The organism is Actinoplanes sp. NPDC049265 (genome assembly GCF_043197135.1).
Lineage (GTDB): Bacteria > Actinomycetota > Actinomycetes > Mycobacteriales > Micromonosporaceae > Actinoplanes.
In genome coordinates, this window is sequence record NZ_JBICSP010000013.1 from 39,825 (window position 1) to 56,199 (window position 16,375).

The 16,375-nt window shown below is 70.9% G+C and carries 13 protein-coding genes; 1 reads left to right on the plus strand and 12 read right to left on the minus strand.

The window, feature by feature from the left end; genetic code table 11:
* Window positions 1-74: 74 nt before the first annotated feature.
* The 12 genes from ACGFIO_RS27975 to ACGFIO_RS28030 form a co-directional block, all read right to left on the minus strand.
* On the minus strand, window positions 75-917 hold the full coding sequence (locus ACGFIO_RS27975; protein ID WP_392830070.1) for a hypothetical protein: 843 nt from the start codon (window positions 915-917) through the stop codon (window positions 75-77).
* 168 nt (window positions 918-1,085) lie between these two features.
* Window positions 1,086-1,763: a response regulator gene (locus tag ACGFIO_RS27980; RefSeq protein ID WP_392830072.1), complete on the minus strand. Its 678-nt coding sequence runs from the start codon at window positions 1,761-1,763 to the stop codon at window positions 1,086-1,088.
* Complete coding sequence (locus ACGFIO_RS27985) at window positions 1,760-4,258, minus strand: DUF4118 domain-containing protein (protein ID WP_392830074.1); 2,499 nt, start codon at window positions 4,256-4,258, stop codon at window positions 1,760-1,762. The genes ACGFIO_RS27980 and ACGFIO_RS27985 overlap by 4 nt, the downstream gene beginning before the upstream one ends.
* 23 nt (window positions 4,259-4,281) lie before the next feature.
* On the minus strand, window positions 4,282-5,145 hold the full coding sequence (locus tag ACGFIO_RS27990; protein WP_392830076.1) for a potassium-transporting ATPase subunit C: 864 nt from the start codon (window positions 5,143-5,145) through the stop codon (window positions 4,282-4,284).
* Window positions 5,146-5,150: 5 nt separating this feature from the next.
* On the minus strand, window positions 5,151-7,268 hold the full coding sequence (gene kdpB, locus ACGFIO_RS27995) for a potassium-transporting ATPase subunit KdpB (protein WP_392830078.1): 2,118 nt from the start codon (window positions 7,266-7,268) through the stop codon (window positions 5,151-5,153).
* Between the two features lie 74 nt (window positions 7,269-7,342).
* Window positions 7,343-8,992: a potassium-transporting ATPase subunit KdpA gene (gene kdpA, locus ACGFIO_RS28000; RefSeq protein WP_392830080.1), complete on the minus strand. Its 1,650-nt coding sequence runs from the start codon at window positions 8,990-8,992 to the stop codon at window positions 7,343-7,345.
* Complete coding sequence (locus ACGFIO_RS28005) at window positions 8,992-9,081, minus strand: K(+)-transporting ATPase subunit F (RefSeq protein WP_392830082.1); 90 nt, start codon at window positions 9,079-9,081, stop codon at window positions 8,992-8,994. Before ACGFIO_RS28005 ends, kdpA begins: the two co-directional genes overlap by 1 nt.
* Window positions 9,078-9,209: a hypothetical protein gene (locus ACGFIO_RS28010; protein WP_392830084.1), complete on the minus strand. Its 132-nt coding sequence runs from the start codon at window positions 9,207-9,209 to the stop codon at window positions 9,078-9,080. Before ACGFIO_RS28010 ends, ACGFIO_RS28005 begins: the two co-directional genes overlap by 4 nt.
* A 309-nt stretch (window positions 9,210-9,518) precedes the next feature.
* Window positions 9,519-11,630 (minus strand): tetratricopeptide repeat protein, encoded by a 2,112-nt coding sequence (locus tag ACGFIO_RS28015; protein ID WP_392830085.1) that lies wholly within the window; start codon window positions 11,628-11,630, stop codon window positions 9,519-9,521.
* Entirely contained in the window at window positions 11,627-13,135 is a 1,509-nt protein-coding gene (locus ACGFIO_RS28020; RefSeq protein WP_392830087.1) for a hypothetical protein, read from the minus strand. The genes ACGFIO_RS28015 and ACGFIO_RS28020 overlap by 4 nt, the downstream gene beginning before the upstream one ends.
* A 244-nt stretch (window positions 13,136-13,379) precedes the next feature.
* Window positions 13,380-14,018, minus strand: coding sequence for a response regulator (locus ACGFIO_RS28025; RefSeq protein WP_392830089.1), 639 nt, complete (start codon window positions 14,016-14,018; stop codon window positions 13,380-13,382).
* Entirely contained in the window at window positions 14,015-15,709 is a 1,695-nt protein-coding gene (locus tag ACGFIO_RS28030; RefSeq protein ID WP_392830091.1) for a sensor histidine kinase, read from the minus strand. Before ACGFIO_RS28030 ends, ACGFIO_RS28025 begins: the two co-directional genes overlap by 4 nt.
* 167 nt (window positions 15,710-15,876) lie before the next feature.
* Here ACGFIO_RS28030 and ACGFIO_RS28035 point away from each other — a divergent pair, with 167 nt between their 5' ends.
* Window positions 15,877-16,293: a hypothetical protein gene (locus ACGFIO_RS28035; RefSeq protein ID WP_392830093.1), complete on the plus strand. Its 417-nt coding sequence runs from the start codon at window positions 15,877-15,879 to the stop codon at window positions 16,291-16,293.
* Window positions 16,294-16,375 lie beyond the last annotated feature (82 nt).

Genomic DNA, 16,375 nt, shown 5'->3' on the forward strand with positions numbered 1-16,375 from the left:
GCCTTCTGGGCGAAACCGGTAACGGCGCTCGACGCCCGCTGGGCGAGACCCGGAGTCGTGCCTCTTGGCGTACGTCAGTGAACAGCGCGTGGCACGCCCATGGGGTTGGGGTAGGGCACGACCGCGTCGGCGGCGTCGGCCAGCGGTGTCAGCAGGTCTGCCAGTCGGGTCTGATCGGCTGAGCTGAGCGTGGTCCAGGGTTGGGCGGCGAGCTGATCGGTGCGACTTTCGACGGCTCGGTGTGCGGCCTGGCCCGTCGCCGTGGGTCGGCCGTCATGGTCGAGCCAGCCGCGCTGCGCCAAGGCCCGGGCCTCGGCGTCCCACTCGCTGTCGGTCCAGCCCCGGTTCGGTTGCAGTTGTTCTCGGTCGCCATGCAGCGCATCGTGTAGGACCAGCGCTTGACAGCCCGTGATCTCGGCGGCCACCAAAGCGGCGATGTGCCCGTCGCCGCGGTGTTCACGCAACACGGTGGCGGCGTGCCACAGCCGGGCGAGTACGTCAGTCGGCTGCGGCAGAGCCGCGTTGGCCGCGCCGAGCGCCCGGCCGTCGGTCACGGCGGCCTGGGCCGCGGCCTCCAACAGCTCGGCGGCTTCCGCCCATCGCCGCGGCTCGGGTGGCAGGACGGCCCGCAACGCGTCCACCGCACCATGGAGGCGGGCAGCCAGGGCTTGTTCCGGTGACACGCGCTGCCACACCTCGGGTAAGGCTCGAGCCACCATGGCGGGTGCGAAGGAGAAGAACAAGGCAGTCACCGGTGCGGCGGCCACTGCGCCCAGCGGAGCTGCTCGCCCGGCGAAGTATCCGCGCCAGAACCCGCGCAGTCCGGCGCCTTCGAAGGCGATCCGGGCCTGAGGTGCGAAGTAGGTGACCGCATGCAAGGGCTCGTACAGTTGCCACAGGTGCCGAACCAAAGACATATCGGCAATCTAGGTGCAGGTCCCGCGGCTCGCCATCTGGCGCGGCGACATCTGCTGCGCCGCCCCATCCCGCACCTGAACGTCACCACGACGGGCGACGGGGGCGGCTGCCAGGATGGCTGCTGCGCCAACGACAACAACGCCTGGCGGCCACGGATGCTCGGCCCTTCAGGGCCGGAACCGGTAGCCCATGCCGGGCTCGGTGATCAGGTGGCGGGGGTGGGAGGGGTCGGGTTCGAGTTTGCGGCGCAGCCGGGCCATGTATTGGCGCAGGTAGTTGGTCTCGGTCGAGTACTGCGGCCCCCATACGTCGTGCAGCAGCGCCTGCTGGCTGAGGAGTTTGCCGGGGTGGCGCAGCAGATGTTCGAGCAGCTGCCACTCGGTGGGGCTGAGACGGACCTCGGTGCCGCTGCCGATGACGGTGCGGTCGGCCAGATCGATGGCGTACGGGCCGATGGTGACGATCGAGGGTGTTTCTCCCGGCGGCTGGACGCGGCGGGTGACGGCGCGGATGCGGGCCAGCAGTTCGTCGACGCCGAACGGCTTGGTGACGTAGTCGTCGGCGCCGGCGTCGAGGGCGTCGACCTTGTCGGTGCTGCCGACGCGGCCGGACAGCACGATGATCGGCACCGTGGTCCAGCCGCGCAGACCGCGGATGACCTCGGTGCCTTCCATGTCGGGCAGACCGAGGTCGAGCACGATGAGGTCGGGGCGATGGCGGGTGGCCTGGTGCAGCGCGGTGGCACCGTCGGGGGCGGCGTCGACGTCGTAGTGGCGGGCGCGCAGATTGATGCTCAGGGCGCGGACGATCTGGGGTTCGTCGTCGACGACGAGTACGCGGGTCATCGGGCCGCCACCGCCGGCAGCGAGACGATCATGGTGAGGCCGCCTTCGGGGGTCTCCTCGGGCGTCAGGGTGCCGCCCATCGCCTCGGTCAGGCCGCGGGACAGGGCCAGGCCGAGCCCGACGCCGGTGTGGTTGTCCCGGTCACCGAGGCGCTGGAACGGCAGGAACACGTCGTCCCAGCGGTCCGCCGGGATGCCCGGGCCGTGGTCGATGACCCGGATCTCGACGCGCGGACCGAGGGAGCTGGCGGTGATGACCGGGGGCCGGCCCGGCGGGCTGTGCCGCAGGGCGTTGGCGGTCAGATTGACCAGGACGCGTTCCAGCAGTCCGGGGTCGGCGTGCAGGTAGGGAAGGTCGTCGGGGATGTGCAGTTCCACGGTGCGTCCGGGCGGGCCGAGGTCGTCGAGCGCGCGGGGGACGATCTCCTCGGCGCCGACGTCGATCGGGGCGATGCCGAGCGCCCCGGCCTGCAGGCGGCTCATGTCGAGCAGGTTGGTGACCAGGCGGATGAGCCGGTCGATCGATTCGTCGGCGGTCTCCAGGAGCTCTTTGCGGTCGTGGTCGTCGAAGTCGACGTCGTCGCTGCGCAGGCTGGCGATGGCGGCCTTGGCCGAGGCCAGCGGCGTACGCAGATCGTGGCTGACCGCGGCGAGCAGCGCGGTACGCATCCGGTCCGCCTCGGCCAGCGGTTTCGCCGCGGCGGCCTCGGCGGTGAGCCTTTCCTGGCGCAGCGCGAGGGTGGCCTGGGCGGCGAAGGCCTCGACGATGCGCCGTTCGCTGGCCTGCAGCGGCCGCCCTTTGAGCAGCATGGTCACGTGGTCGTCGATGGTGACCTCGGCGTCCGCATCGGCCGGTGCGGTGCAGGCCGGACCGCCTGCTTCGGCGATCACGGTGCCGGAGTCCAGCAGGGTCACCGAGTCCAGGGTGAAGGTCTCCCTCAGCCGCTCCAGCAACGCCGGCAGGGGGCGTTCGCCGCGCAGCACACTGCCCGCGACGGTAGCCAGGGTCTGCGCGTCGGCGCCGGCCTGGGCGGCCTGCCGGGTCTTGCGGGCGGCGGTGTCGACGACCCAGCTGACCGCTATCGCGACGACCACGAAGATGGCCAGGGCGAGCAGGTTGGCGCCCTCGGCGATGGTGAACCGGCCTACCGGCGGGGTGAAGAACCAGTTGAGCATCAGGGAACCGGCGACCGCGGCGAGCAGCGCCGGCCAGAGGCCGCCGATCAGGGACACCCCGACAACGGCGGCCAGGAACAGCAGGATGTCGTTGGTCAGCGACAGCGACGGCCCAGCGTCGAGCAGACCGGTCAGGGCCGGCAGCCCGGCGGCCGTGGCGATGAATCCGGCGATCCGGCGGCGCCGGGACAGCGCCGCGGGCATCCGTCGGCCCCGTCGGCCCTGGCGGGCCCGTTCGTGCGGGACGAGGTGCATGTCGATCGTGCCGGACAGGGCCGTGGTGGTGACGCCGACGCCGGCGGAGAACAGCTGGGCCAAGCGGCCGCGGCTGCTCACCCCGAGGACGATCTGGGTGGCGTTGACGGCGCGGGCGAAGTCGAGCAGGGCGGTCGGCACGTCCGCCCCGGCGACCTGGTGGTACGTCCCGCCGAGGCTCTCGACGAGGACCCGCTGCCGGGCCAGGGTCGCCGGGTTGGCGCCGGCCAGGCCGTCGTTGCGGATGACGTGTACGGCCATCAGGTCCGCGCCGCCCGAACGGGGTGACGCGGTCCGGGTGGCGATCCGCGCCGCGCGACGGATCAGGGTGTCACCCTCGGGTCCGCCGGTGAGCGCGACGAGAACCCGTTCGCGGGTCTCCCAGGTGGTGTCGATCCGGTGGTCGGCGCGATACTGGCCGAGCTGGTCCTCGACCTTGTCGGCCAGCCACAGCAGGGCGAGCTCGCGCAGAGCGGTGAGGTTGCCGGTGCGGAAGTAGTTGCCGAGCGCGGCGTCGATCTTCTCCGGGCGGTAGATGTTGCCGTGCGCCATCCGCCGGCGCAGCGCCTCCGGGGTCATGTCGATCAGCTCGACCTGCCCGGCCGCCCGGACCACGGCGTCGGGCACGGTTTCGCGTTGTTCGACGCCGGTGATCTGGGCGACGACGTCGTTGAGCGACTCCAGGTGCTGCACGTTGACGGTGGTCAGCACGTCGATGCCGGCGTCCAGCAGCTCGTGCACGTCCTGCCAGCGTTTGGCGTGACGCGAGCCCGGCACGTTGGTGTGGGCCAGTTCGTCGACCACGGCGAGCTCGGGCTTGCGGGCCAGCACGGCGTCGAGGTCCAGCTCGGTGAGCTCGACCCCCCGGTACCGCACGGTCTTGCGGGCGACGAGTTCGAGGTCGGAGAGCATGGCCTGGGTGTGCTTACGCCCGTGGGTCTCGACGAAGGCGATGACCACGTCGGTGCCGCGCTCGGCGCGCCGGTGGGCTTCTTCGAGCATGGTGTACGTCTTGCCCACGCCCGGGGCGGCGCCGAGGAAGATGCGTAGTTCTCCGCGTGCCATGTCGGCGCCGCCCCCCCTGGTCGCTACTTGCCGTCGAGAGCGAGGTTGAGTGTCAGCACGTTGACCCCGGGTTCACCGAGGAAGCCGAGTGCCCGGTCGTCGGTGTTGTCCTCGATCAGCTGACGAACACGGTTCACGTCCATGTTCCGTTCCCGGGCGACCCGCGGCGCCTGCAGGCGCGCGTACGCCGGGCTGATGTTCGGATCGAGGCCGCTGCCGGAGGCGGTGACCGCGTCGGCCGGCACCGCCGGCTCGGCGGGAGCATCGCCGCGGATCGGGGTCATGACGCCGCCGAGGGCCTGGTAGTCCTCACCGGTCCGGGCGGGTTCGACGGGCACGCCGCCATAGCTGGCCAGGAACGGTGTGCCGGTCTGGTTGACCGACACGACACGGGTGACCGGCCCGGTGAAGCCGTCGCGGCGGAACACCGCGAGGACCGCGCCGACGCCGTCGGCGGTGCAGTAGGGGCGCCGGCCGTTCACGCCTTCCAGCTTGCCGACCGCGAGGCTGCGGGCACAAACCTGGGTCAGCAGACTCGGCGAGGCGTCGTCGGGGTTGTCGGACAGGGTGTCGACGATGCTCTCCGGGCCGAGGTTGCTGGCCGAGGTGGAGGTGGGGTCGTACCCGTCGCCGGCCGCGGACGGCCGGCTCTGGAAGTACTTGCGGTCGGCGTTGCCGTCCGCGTCGGTGAACGCCTGGCCGATCAGCCGGCTGCCCACCGTGCTCGATCCGGCGGTGACGAGGGAGCCGTCGGTTCGGCCGGACAGACCGGGCAGGCGGCCGACGCCGACCATGACCAGGGGGTAGGCGAGGCCGAGGAGCACGGTGAGGACGAGCAGCGCCCGCAGCGCCGCGAGGTGCTGGGCGAGCCAGCTGGGAAGTCGCATGGTGGTCAGATCCCTGGGATGAACTGGATGAGCAGGTCGATGAGTTTGATGCCGAGGAACGGGGCGATGACGCCGCCCAGCCCATACACCAGCAGGTTGCGGCGCAGCAGCGAGCCGGCGCCGGACGGCGTGTAGCGCACTCCGCGCAGGGCGAGCGGGATGAGCGCGATGATGACCAGCGCGTTGAAGATGACCGCGGACAGGATGGCCGAGCCGGGCGAGTGCAGCCGCATGACGTTGAGCGTGTCCAGGCCCGGGTAGACGGCCGCGAACATGGCCGGGATGATCGCGAAGTACTTGGCGATGTCGTTGGTGATCGAGAACGTGGTCAGCGCCCCACGGGTGATCAGCAACTGCTTGCCGATCTCCACGATCTCGATCAGCTTGGTCGGGTCGGAGTCGAGGTCGACCATGTTGCCGGCCTCCTTGGCCGCCGACGTGCCGGTGTTCATGGCCACCCCGACGTCGGCCTGGGCCAGGGCCGGGGCGTCGTTCGTACCGTCGCCGGTCATCGCGACCAGCCGCCCGCCCTCCTGCTCCTTGCGGATGTAGGCGAGCTTGTCCTCCGGGGTGGCCTCGGCCAGGAAGTCGTCCACGCCGGCCTCGTCGGCGATGGCCTTGGCCGTCCGCGGGTTGTCACCGGTGATCATGACGGTCCGGATGCCCATCGCCCGCATCGCGTCGAACCGTTGACGCATGCCGGCCTTGACCACGTCCTTGAGGTGGATGACGCCCAGGGCCCGGGCGGGTTGTCCGGCGATCCGCTCCGCGACCACGAGCGGGGTGCCTCCGGTACCGCTGACCATGTCGACGATCTCGCCGACCTGTTCGGTCGGGCGTCCGCCGTTCTCGCGGACCCACTTCATCACCGCCGCGGCCGCGCCCTTGCGGACCTCGCGGGCCGGTTGTCCGCCGTCCGCGCTCAGGTCGACACCGCTCATCCGGGTCTGTGCCGTGAACGGCACGAAGGAGGCGTGGGTCATCAGGCCCGGCTCGCGTTCACGCAGCCCGAAATCGGTCTTGGCCAGGACGACCACCGACCGGCCCTCGGGGGTCTCGTCGGCCAGGCTGGACAGTTGGGCGGCGTCGGCGAGGCTCGCGGCGGTGACGTCGTCGACGGGTACGAACTCGGCCGCCTGCCGGTTGCCGAGGGTGATCGTGCCGGTCTTGTCCAGCAGCAGGGTATTGACGTCACCGGCGGCCTCGACGGCCCGTCCGCTCATGGCCAGGACGTTGCGCTGTACGAGGCGGTCCATGCCGGCGATGCCGATGGCCGACAGCAGCGCCCCGATGGTCGTCGGGATCAGGCAGACGATCAGCGAGACCAGCACGATCCCGGTGACCCCGTTCCCGTCGATCGCGGCCGTGTCCGGGGCCGCCGCCTGCCACGCCTTGGAGAAGATGGCCAGGGGCTGCAGGGTGACCACCGACAGCAGGAAGATCAGCGTGAGCGCGGCGAGCAAGATGTTCAGGGCGATCTCGTTCGGCGTCTTCTGCCGGTTGGCCCCCTCGACCAGGGCGATCATGCGGTCGACGAAGCTCTCCCCCGGCTTCTGCGTGATCCGCACGACGATCCGGTCGGACAGCACCCGGGTGCCGCCGGTGACCGCGGACCGGTCGCCGCCGGACTCGCGGATCACCGGCGCCGACTCGCCGGTGATGGCCGACTCGTCAACGCTGGCGATGCCCTCGATCACGTCGCCGTCACCGGGGATGATCTGCCCGGCCTCGACGATGACCGTGTCGCCCTGTCTCAGCTCGGTGGCCGGCACCGATTCCTCGGCGCCGCCGGCGAGAACGCGGCGGGCGACCGTGTCGGTCTTGGACTGACGCAATGCCGCGGCCTGGGCCTTGCCGCGACCCTCGGCGACGGCCTCGGCCAGGTTGGCGAAGACCACCGTCAGCCCCAGCCAGATGGTTACCGCCCAGGCCAGGACGCTCGGGTCGGTGATCGCCAGGACGGTGGTGAACAGCGCGCCGACCTCGACGATGAGCATCACCGGGTTGTGCCACAGCGTGCGCGGGTCGAGCTTGACCAGGGCGCTGGGCAGGGAGCGCCAGAGCTGGGCCGGGTCGAGCAGGCCGCTGCCGACTTTTTCGCGCGGTCGTGCGGGCGCCGCCACCTCCCCCACCCCGTCACTGGGTGGGTCCGAATGTAGCTCCGGGGTACGACGATCTTCCGGCTTTGTCCACAGGGTCATGACGACAGGCCCTCCGCGATGGGTCCGAGAGCGAGAGCGGGCAGGAACGTGAGCGCGACCAGCACGACGGTGACGCCGACGACCATCCCGACGAACAGGGGTTGGTGGGTGGGCAGGGTGCCCTCGGACTCCGGGGTGGCCTTCTGCCGGGCCAGGGAGCCGGCCAGCGCCAGCACCAGCACCATCGGCAGGAAACGGCCGACCAGCATGGCCAGGCCCAGCGCGGTGTCCCACCACGGCGTGTTGACGGTGATGCCGCCGAAGGCCGAACCGTTGTTGTTGCCGGCGCTGGTGAAGGCGTACAGCACCTCGGAGAGACCGTGCGGGCCCACGTTCAGCGCTGTCGCGTTGTGGCCGGTGGCGAAGGCCGCCGCCGTGCCGGCCAGCACGATGGTCGGGGTGACGAGGAAGTACAGCGAGGCCAGTTTCATCTCGCGGGCGCCGATCTTCTTGCCCAGGTACTCCGGGGTGCGGCCGACCATCAGGCCGGCGACGAACACCGTGATCACGGCCAGGATCAGCAGACCGTACAGGCCCGAGCCGACGCCGCCGGGCGCGACCTCGCCGAGCATCATGTTGACGATCGGCATCATGCCGCCGAACGGTGTGTAGGAGTCGTGGAACGAGTTGACCGCGCCGGTCGAGGTGAGCGTGGTGGCCGCGGCGAAGGTCGCCGAGTCGGGTACGCCGAACCGGACGTCCTTGCCCTCCATGGCCGAGCCGACCGCCTGTGGCACCGTGCCCCCGCCGTGCGCCTCGAAGCCCACGGTCAGGGCGATCGCCGCCAGGGCCAGGACGCCCATCACGGCGACGACGGCGTAGCCCTGCCGGTTCTGCCCGACCATCCGGCCGAACACCCGCGGCAGGCTGAACGGGATCAGCAGGAGCAGGAAGACCTCCAGCCAGTTGGTCCAGGTCGTCGGGTTCTCGAACGGGTGCGCCGAGTTGGTGTTGTAGAAGCCGCCGCCGTTGGTGCCGAGTTCCTTGACGGCCTCCTGGGAGGCCACCGGCCCGCCGGTGATGTGCTGGGTGGCGCCGGTCAGCGTGGTCACGTCCGTACCCCCGGAAAGGTTCTGCACCATCCCGGCGATCATGAACACGATCGTGACGAGCACGCAGATCGGCAGCAGGACCCGCAGGATGATCCGGGTCAGGTCGACCCAGAAGTTGCCGAGCGTGCCGTGGCCGCGGCTCGCGAAGCCGCGGATCAGCGCGACCGCCACCGCGATGCCGACGGACGCGGAGACGAAGTTCTGCACGGCCAGTCCGGCCATCTGCACCAGATGGCCCATCGTGGACTCACCCGAGTAGGCCTGCCAGTTGGTGTTGGTGACGAAGCTGACCGCGGTGTTCCAGGCGATGTGGTCGGGCACCGCGGGCAGGCCCAGCGACAGCCACAGTTTGTCCTGCACACGCAGGAACAGGTAGAGGAACAGGATCGACACGGCGGAGAACGCGAGGACGCTACGGGCGTACACGCCCCAGGTCTGCTCCGCGGCCGGGTCGACGCCGACCAGGCGGTAGACGCCTCGCTCGACCACGTTGTTCCGCCTGCCGGTGACGACGCGGTACAGGTAGTCGCCGAACGGCCGGTACACGGCCACCAGGGTGACGACTAGGGTGATGACGAACAGCCAGCCGGCCATCAGAACTTCTCCGGGAACAGCAGGGCGGCGACCATGAGGCCGCCGAGCAGGACGGCCACGATCAGGCCGACGAGGTTGACGGCGCTCACCAGCGTTCGACCGCCCGGATCAGCACGGCCAGCGCTGCGAACAGCACCACCGTGATCACGACGAACACGAGATCAGCCACTGAAGGCCTCCAGAACGAGGGGTTGTGCGTACTTGCCGGAAGAAGCACACCTCACCCGGGCGGCCACCGGCAGGGGCGTTAACGCGATGACTACGCCGCACCGCCCGCCCTTGACGCGTTCTTAACGCCCACCGACGGGCCGGGCAGTCCTGCCGCCTCGAATCCTCGCCCGCGTCATCAGAGGTCCGCACCGTTCCATCGCAACGCCGCGGCGGGCCCATCCGGCCAGGCCCCTCGACGCGGCTGACAAGCGGGACCGGCCGATGTCGACGGTGGCCCTATCCACGACGTCAACATCCGTCCGCCCGCCGTCAACGACGCGAATCGAACACTACGATGGCCTGAAGCCGGGCGGGGTCAGAACAGCGTCCACGGGCGCACCTCGTTGGCCTGGTCGATCAGAGCGCGCCGGGCGCGCTCGTTCTCCTCGACGGTGGCCAGGGTCCGGTAGTTGCGTTCCAGCCCGAAGCGCAGCTCACGCTCGGTCAGGCCGTGCCCGAGCATCGATCCCGGCGCCGGCCGACGCGAGCGGCCGACGAAGCGCAGGGCGGTCTGGAACATCTCCACGGCCAGCGTCGCCTGCCGACGAGTGTCCAGGCGCAGCCGCTCCAACCGGGTGGAGGCCTCCAGTAGGTCGTCCCGAGTCAGCGAGCCGGGCCGGTGGTCGATGCCGCCGCGCACCGCGGCGATCTGGGCCGCCACCTGCTGGCTGGAGGTCTCCGGCACCTCGTCGAGCACCGCCACGGCGCCCGGCCGGTCGCCCACGGCCAGCCGCATCCGGGACAGCCCGAACGCGGCGCTGATATGGGCGTGGTCGACCCGCCACACCCGTTCGTACCGGCGTGCCGCCCCGGCCCGATCCCCGGCCAGCTCGCAGGCCGCAGCCAACGCCAGCTGCGCGCCCGGTTCGCCGGGAAGTGCCGCGTACACGGCGTCGAAGCAGACCCGGGCATGCGCGTACCGTCCGGCCGCGAGCGCGATCAGCCCGGCGGACCAGCTCAACCGCCAGTCGGTGCCGTCGTCGGGCAGGCCGGCCAGCTCGGCTGTCGCGGCGTCGGGATCGCCCTCTTCGACCAGGGCGCGGACGATGCGCAGCCGCACTTCGAGGGTTTGCAGCGGCGCGGCGCGCAAGGTCGCGACGGTGGCCGCGCTCAAGGCGGCGAGGTAGCCGGCCGCGGGGTCGTCGGTGTTCACCAGGGGTACGGGCAGAGCGGCGGTCACCTGCACGCCTGTCACCTCGCCCTCGGCCGCGCCGAAGACCTGCCGTTCCGGGGTGAAGGTGGCCGAACCGCCCGGCCGAGGTGTGCCGTCCGCGGCGGCCAGCACCTCACGCAGGACACCGAGCAGTTGCTCGGCCATCTCGCCGGCGGAGGAGAACCGCTGGTGTACGTCGGGATGGGTCGCCCGCAGCAGGAACCGGTGGAACGACTCCTCCCGGACGAACAGGCCGACCTCGTCGCGGCCGGGCAGCCGGTGCGCGTGCCGTCTGGAGAAGCCCGGGAAGTGGAAGCTGAGCCGCGCGATCGCACGGCCGACCGCATACAGGTCCGAGCCGATGGACGGCCCGTCCCGCGAGACCTCCGGCGCCTCGTAGCCGGGCGTCCCGTACAGCACCGAGTCGTTATCGCCGATCCGGCGCACCCCGCCCAGGTCGATGAGCTTGAGCTGCTCCTCCGACTGCATCACGTTGTCCGGCTTGAAGTCGCAGAACAGCAGCCCGCGGCCGTGCAGGTAGCCGAGCGCGGGCAACACCTCCAAGGCATAGGCGAGCACCTGCGGCAGGGGCAGCGGCCCTCCGCGAGCGGCTGCCAGCTCTCCCAAAGACCGGCCGCCGACGTACTCCATGACGATGTAGCCGACCGGGTGGCCTCCACGCCGATCAGGATGGCGTACGAAATCGTGGATCTTGACGATGGTGGGGTGATCGACCTCGACGAGGAATCGCTTCTCGGAGATCGCCGACGCGACCGCGCCCTCGTCGGCGGTGTCGATCAGGCCCTTGAGCACCACCCAGCGCTCGGCTGCCGCGTCGCTCACGTTGCGGTCACGGGCCAGGTAGACCCAGCCGATCCCGCCGTGCGCCAGGGCACCGAGGATCTCGTAGCGGCCGTCGACCAGGTCACCGGCGGCCAGCCGGGGCACGAACGAGAACGGCGTCCCGTCCTTGGCGCAGAACCCCTCCGTACGCCCCGGCCGTCCCTCCCGCCCACGACCGACCGGCTCCCCGCAGCGTCCGCAGAAGCGCTGGTACTCGGGCACCATCGGGTCGGCCCGCACCGCCGCCGCGGGGTCGCGCAGCGGCACCGGCGGCACCATGACCAGATTCGCGCCCAGACCGCCCCGCGCCGCGACCCGGGTCCGGGCCGGCGCGGCCACCGCACCGTCGGGCCCGGCCTTGAGCCCGCACTCGTCGCAGTAGCCGTCAGCGGCGTAGGAGCCCGCACACCCGTCCTGCCGGCAGGAGATCATCGGTACTCCCCCACACGGCGACGAACACCCAGCACCAGCAGCACGAGCACGGTCGACGCGGTCGCGGCCGGGATTATCGTCCAGCCGGCCAGCTGCCGCTCGCCGTCGCGGATACTGCGCTCGAACCAGCCCTCGTTGATGCCGATCCAGGCCGCGAGCTCTTTGTCGTACGCGCTGAAGTGGTAGTTGGAGTCACCCGGTTGGTAACTGGTGCAGAACGCGATGGCCGCCCTCAGCCGCCCGCTCCCGGCCAGCGCGCGGATGCGGCGGTCGTCGACCTGATAGGTCTGGTACGCCACCAGCGTCCGCTCGGCGGCGGTGTCCTCACCCTCGAACGTGATGTTGCGGAACGCCTTGCCGTAGAAGCCCTGCCAGCCGGCCCCTTTGCCGGCGCGGTAGTCGCGCAACGCCGCCGCGAGCCGTCCGTCGAAGGTCGGCAACGTGGCGCCGTCCAGGCTCACCAGCTGATCCGTCTTACCGAAGAACGCCTTCTCGTACGCGGCCGCGCGTCGCGGGTCGACCAGGTAGCGGCTCTCGTCGGCGTTCGCGTCGTAGCTGACCGCCCGCGCGCGGTTGAGGGCCAGCACCGAGTCGAACGAGTCCTTCTTGGCCACCCGCAGGTACTCCGCGCCGTCGGTGGTCAGCACCAGACCCCCCGCGCCCAGCCCCGCCACGGCCAGGGTGGCCAGCACCAGCGCCGGGCTGAGCCAACGGTGGAACCGGCGCGCCAGATATACCTGCAGCAACAGCACGGCGAGGAGAGCGGCGGCCCCGGCGGCGACGACCCACTCCCGGACGGCGAAGGTCACCGCACGTTGCCGCTGGTAGGTGTCCTCGAGGATCTGGGTGTTGCGGTCGATCAACCCCTGCGCCGCGGGCAGCAGCTCAGCCTTGAGCAGATCGGTGGCCTGGCGGTACTTCGCCAGGGTGGGCGCGGCGGGCCGGCCGGCCGGATGCGGGTCCTGCCCGTCCAGCAGGATCATCTGAGCGGCCAGCGTCTCGTACCGGCCCAGGGCGTCGAGGATGCCGCGAACCGCCTGCGCGGCCCTCGGATCGGCGTCCGCGGTCTCGGCGGCGCGTTGCAGCGCGGCGCTCACCTCCCCACGCCGGTCCCGATAGATCGTGAGAGCCTCGTCCCGGGTGAAGCCGAGGCCGGTCTCGTCACCGACCAGCAGAATGTTGGCCAGTTGCGCGTCCATGTCGCTGAGCGCGAAGTACAGGTCGCTGCTGGCCATCACCACCGGCGCGGTCTGCTCACCGATCACGGCCAGGCCGGCCCGCTCCCGCCGCACCTCCAGGGTGATCAGCACGGCCAGCACAGCGACCAGAAGGGCGACCGTGAGCGCCAGCAACCGGACCCGGGCGGGCGTACCGGCCGGCTCGCGACGCCGCGCCGTCGACCGGGGCCGCGCGGGGCTCGGGTCGCCGGTTCGCGGCGCGGGCGGCACACCGGCCCCGCGACGATGTCGCGCGGGCACGACGGCCGGCGGGGTGACCAGATCCATGCTGCCTTTCCCTGGATACACGCGGGGGCGCAGGAATCTTGGCAAGCCACCGACCCGGATCGGCGGCCGGAACGGAAACGTTGACGAAAAAATAACGCCCGTCACGGACCGTGATGAGACTTCCGTCAAGAACGCGTCAATGGGCGCCGCTGGACCGTAGGACGCCGGCTGACCGACGCCACCTGGCGGCCGCCACGGACCAGGATGCGTCGGTAGATTACCCTGGGTGACGGATTCGGCCACCTCACCTCCGCTGGAGCAGGGTCAACACGGCTAGCACCCGCCGGTTGTCGTGCGCGGCGCCGGGTAGGTCGAGCTTGTGGAAGATCCGCTGCGCGTGCGTGCTGACCGTGTTGAGCGAGACGAAAAGCTCCGCGGCGATGCCCCGATCGGACCGGCCCTCGGCCATCAGCCTCAGCACCTGCGCCTCTCGCGTGGTCAACCGGGCCAGCCCGCCCGGGTCGCGCCGCGCGGCGAGCAACTCGTCGACCAGCGTGGTGTCGACGACTGTCCCGCCGTCGAGCAGCCGTTCCAGGGTGTTGCGCACCTCGTCCGGCTCGGAAATACGGTCCTTGAGCAGGTACCCGGTCCTGGCGGCGCCGCCCTCCAGCAGCCGGGTGACGAACTCCGGGCTTGCGTACTGGGACAACACCAGCACAGCGAGACGGGGATGCTGCCGGCGCAACGAGATCGCCAGGGTGATGCCCTCGTCGGTGTGTGTTGGCGGCATCCGGACGTCGAGGATCACCGCGTCGGGGCACGTAGCGGCGACGGTCCGTACTGCCTCGTCGGCCTGGCCGGCCACGCCGACAACCTGATGCTCCTCGGACTCCAGGAGGTGGCGGAGCCCCTCCCGGGCGATCAGGGAGTCATCTACGATCACGGCTCGCACGGCAGCTCCGCCCGGAGCCGGGTGCCCGCGCCGGGCGTTGATTCGATGGTCAGCCGTCCACCGATCGCGCTCACCCGGTCGGTCAGCCCGAGCAGACCGGTGCCGGCAGTGGTCGAAGCCCCGCCTGGTCCGTCGTCCGACACCTGCACCACCAGGGTCTCGCCGCACGGTTCGACGCGAACGTACGCCCGGGCCGCGGCGGCGTGCTTGGCGACGTTCTGTAACGCCTCACTGACGACGTAGTACGCGGTCGCCTCGACGACCGGGGCGAAGCGCCTGGACCCGGCGGTGTGCACCTCAACCGGAACGGCCGCACGACGCGCCAGCACCCGCAGCGCCGGGCCCAGGCCCTGGTCGGTGAGCGCAGGTGGGCGCACACCGTGGGCCAGCGACCGAAGCGTGGCGACCGCACTCCGCAGGTCGGTGTGCAATCCGTCGATCGTGCTCCGCAAGCCCGGGTCGGATGTTTCGCGCCGGACCGTCGCCAGCCGGCACATGATGGCGTGTAGTTGCTGCTGGGCGCCGTCGTGCAGGTCCCGTTCGATGCGTTGGCGCTCCTCGTCGGAGGCACGGGCCAGGCGCTGACGAGAGTCCTGTATGTCCCGCAGCTGTTCCTCCACCCGGGCCTGCAACCGAGTGTTGTCCAGTGCCAGACCGACCGCCGCGATGGCCGACCGGAAAGCCGCCTCGGCCCGCGTGAGGCTGGCGTCGTGTTCGATCACCGCAATCGGCGGGACGCCCACGTGCGTGGACATCCGCCGTGCGTCGTGCTCGCGCGGCGTCGGCGGACCATGCTCGGTGGGCATCGCCAGGCGCAGCGTCGGGTCCTGCAGCACCCGTCCGAGTGACCGCTCCAGCTCGTCGGTGTCGCTGTGGCCGATCTGCTGGACGAACTCACCGATCGCAGCCATCGCCAGCTTGTCGCGGACCACATCGGAGACCAGGACGATCGGGAGAGCCAGCGCCGCGGTCCACGAGACGACCGCATAGACGGCCGCGGCGCCGGCCGAGCCCAGGAGCAGCAGCAGGAACCCGCCCGCGAGCACCGCGGTCGCCGCGACCGTCGCACCGACGACGGGACGCGCCGCCCGGCGACGCCACGGCAGTGACCTGGCCCTGCGCATGATGACCGTGCCGGCCAGAACGACGCCCAGCGCGGCCCAGACGACCAACAGGGCCGCCGAGAGCCATCGGTACGTGGCGCTGTCGCGCCCGGCCGCCACCAGCGCTGCCGTGGTGAGCCCGCCCCCGGCCCCGGCGACGAGGTAACCCGCCCGGACCAGCCGGCGGGTAAACGGTCGATCCGGCTGCCCGGACGGGTAGCTGAGCAGAAAGTGCCCGGCTAGGGCGAACTGCAGCCAGTAGGCGGGCTCGCCGACGACTTTGATGACCAGCACCACCGGCGTGGAAGGAGGCAGTACCAGCCCGTACGGAGTGGCGACGGCGACGCAGAGCCCGAGCGCGGCCAGGATCCGGGAAGCGGGGCGGTGTGGGCGAAGCGCGACGGCGAGCAGGCCCCCCGCGGCGAAACAGCAGGCAACGGCCACGTCGGACAGGACGTACGGCCGGCCGCGGAGGTCCAGCCGCAGACCCCAGTACGCGCTGAGCCCGATCAGCCCGGCCTCCGCCGACACTCCGGCCACCAGGATGGAGCCCCACGCGCGACGCCGCACCGTGCCCATCGCAGTCGCCTCCGCCGGACTGTTACAGGTGGAGCGTATCGACAGCCAAGGCGGTCTGCTGTCACGAAGCCGACTCCGGTAGCGGAATCCGTGACAGGCAGACCACGGACCGGCGTGACGACGCGCGGCCGGCCGGCGTTCGACGATGGTGTGGAGAGGGGGAAACGATGTACGGATACTTCGCGGCCCCATTGGTCAGACTCGTCGGGTGGGGAACGAACCGCCTGTTCTACGGAGCCCTTGACCTCAAGGACCGCCTCGAATTACGCCGGTTGAACAGGCTCGACGAGTCGTCGCTGCTCGTGGAAATCGCCCACCGGAACAACCCACCGGCCTTGCTACAGAGCAGTGAGGATCTGGTCCGCTACGGGCGGCAGGTCGCGAACCGCCTGCTGCCGGGTGCACGACGGCTGATCTGCCCACATCGACAGACACTGCTGTCGGCGGTCGAACCTCAGGGCGCCGACGTGGTCGCGGGAGTGTTCGAACTCCTGAGCGGAAATGTGCCGACATCGCTCGCGAAGCCGCTGGCGGCTCTGATCGTCCGGCGAGGACTCGCCGCACTTTGTGAACAGGCGCAGTAAATTCCTGCCCGCTGAGCGCGATGTCGGAGATCAGCAGTGACGTCAGCCGCGTGTGGCGAGCGACACCGAGCCAACCGCCGAG

Coding starts and splice junctions, on each gene's coding strand:
- kdpA (WP_392830080.1), bottom strand. CDS start 8,992: ATGGCCGGCTGGCTGTTCGTCATCACCCTAGTCGTCACCCTGGTGGCC.
- ACGFIO_RS27975 (WP_392830070.1), bottom strand. CDS start 917: ATGTCTTTGGTTCGGCACCTGTGGCAACTGTACGAGCCCTTGCATGCG.
- ACGFIO_RS27980 (WP_392830072.1), bottom strand. CDS start 1,763: ATGACCCGCGTACTCGTCGTCGACGACGAACCCCAGATCGTCCGCGCC.
- ACGFIO_RS28035 (WP_392830093.1), top strand. CDS start 15,877: ATGTACGGATACTTCGCGGCCCCATTGGTCAGACTCGTCGGGTGGGGA.
- ACGFIO_RS28030 (WP_392830091.1), bottom strand. CDS start 15,709: ATGGGCACGGTGCGGCGTCGCGCGTGGGGCTCCATCCTGGTGGCCGGA.
- ACGFIO_RS28015 (WP_392830085.1), bottom strand. CDS start 11,630: ATGATCTCCTGCCGGCAGGACGGGTGTGCGGGCTCCTACGCCGCTGAC.
- ACGFIO_RS27985 (WP_392830074.1), bottom strand. CDS start 4,258: ATGGCACGCGGAGAACTACGCATCTTCCTCGGCGCCGCCCCGGGCGTG.
- ACGFIO_RS28020 (WP_392830087.1), bottom strand. CDS start 13,135: ATGGATCTGGTCACCCCGCCGGCCGTCGTGCCCGCGCGACATCGTCGC.
- ACGFIO_RS27990 (WP_392830076.1), bottom strand. CDS start 5,145: ATGCGACTTCCCAGCTGGCTCGCCCAGCACCTCGCGGCGCTGCGGGCG.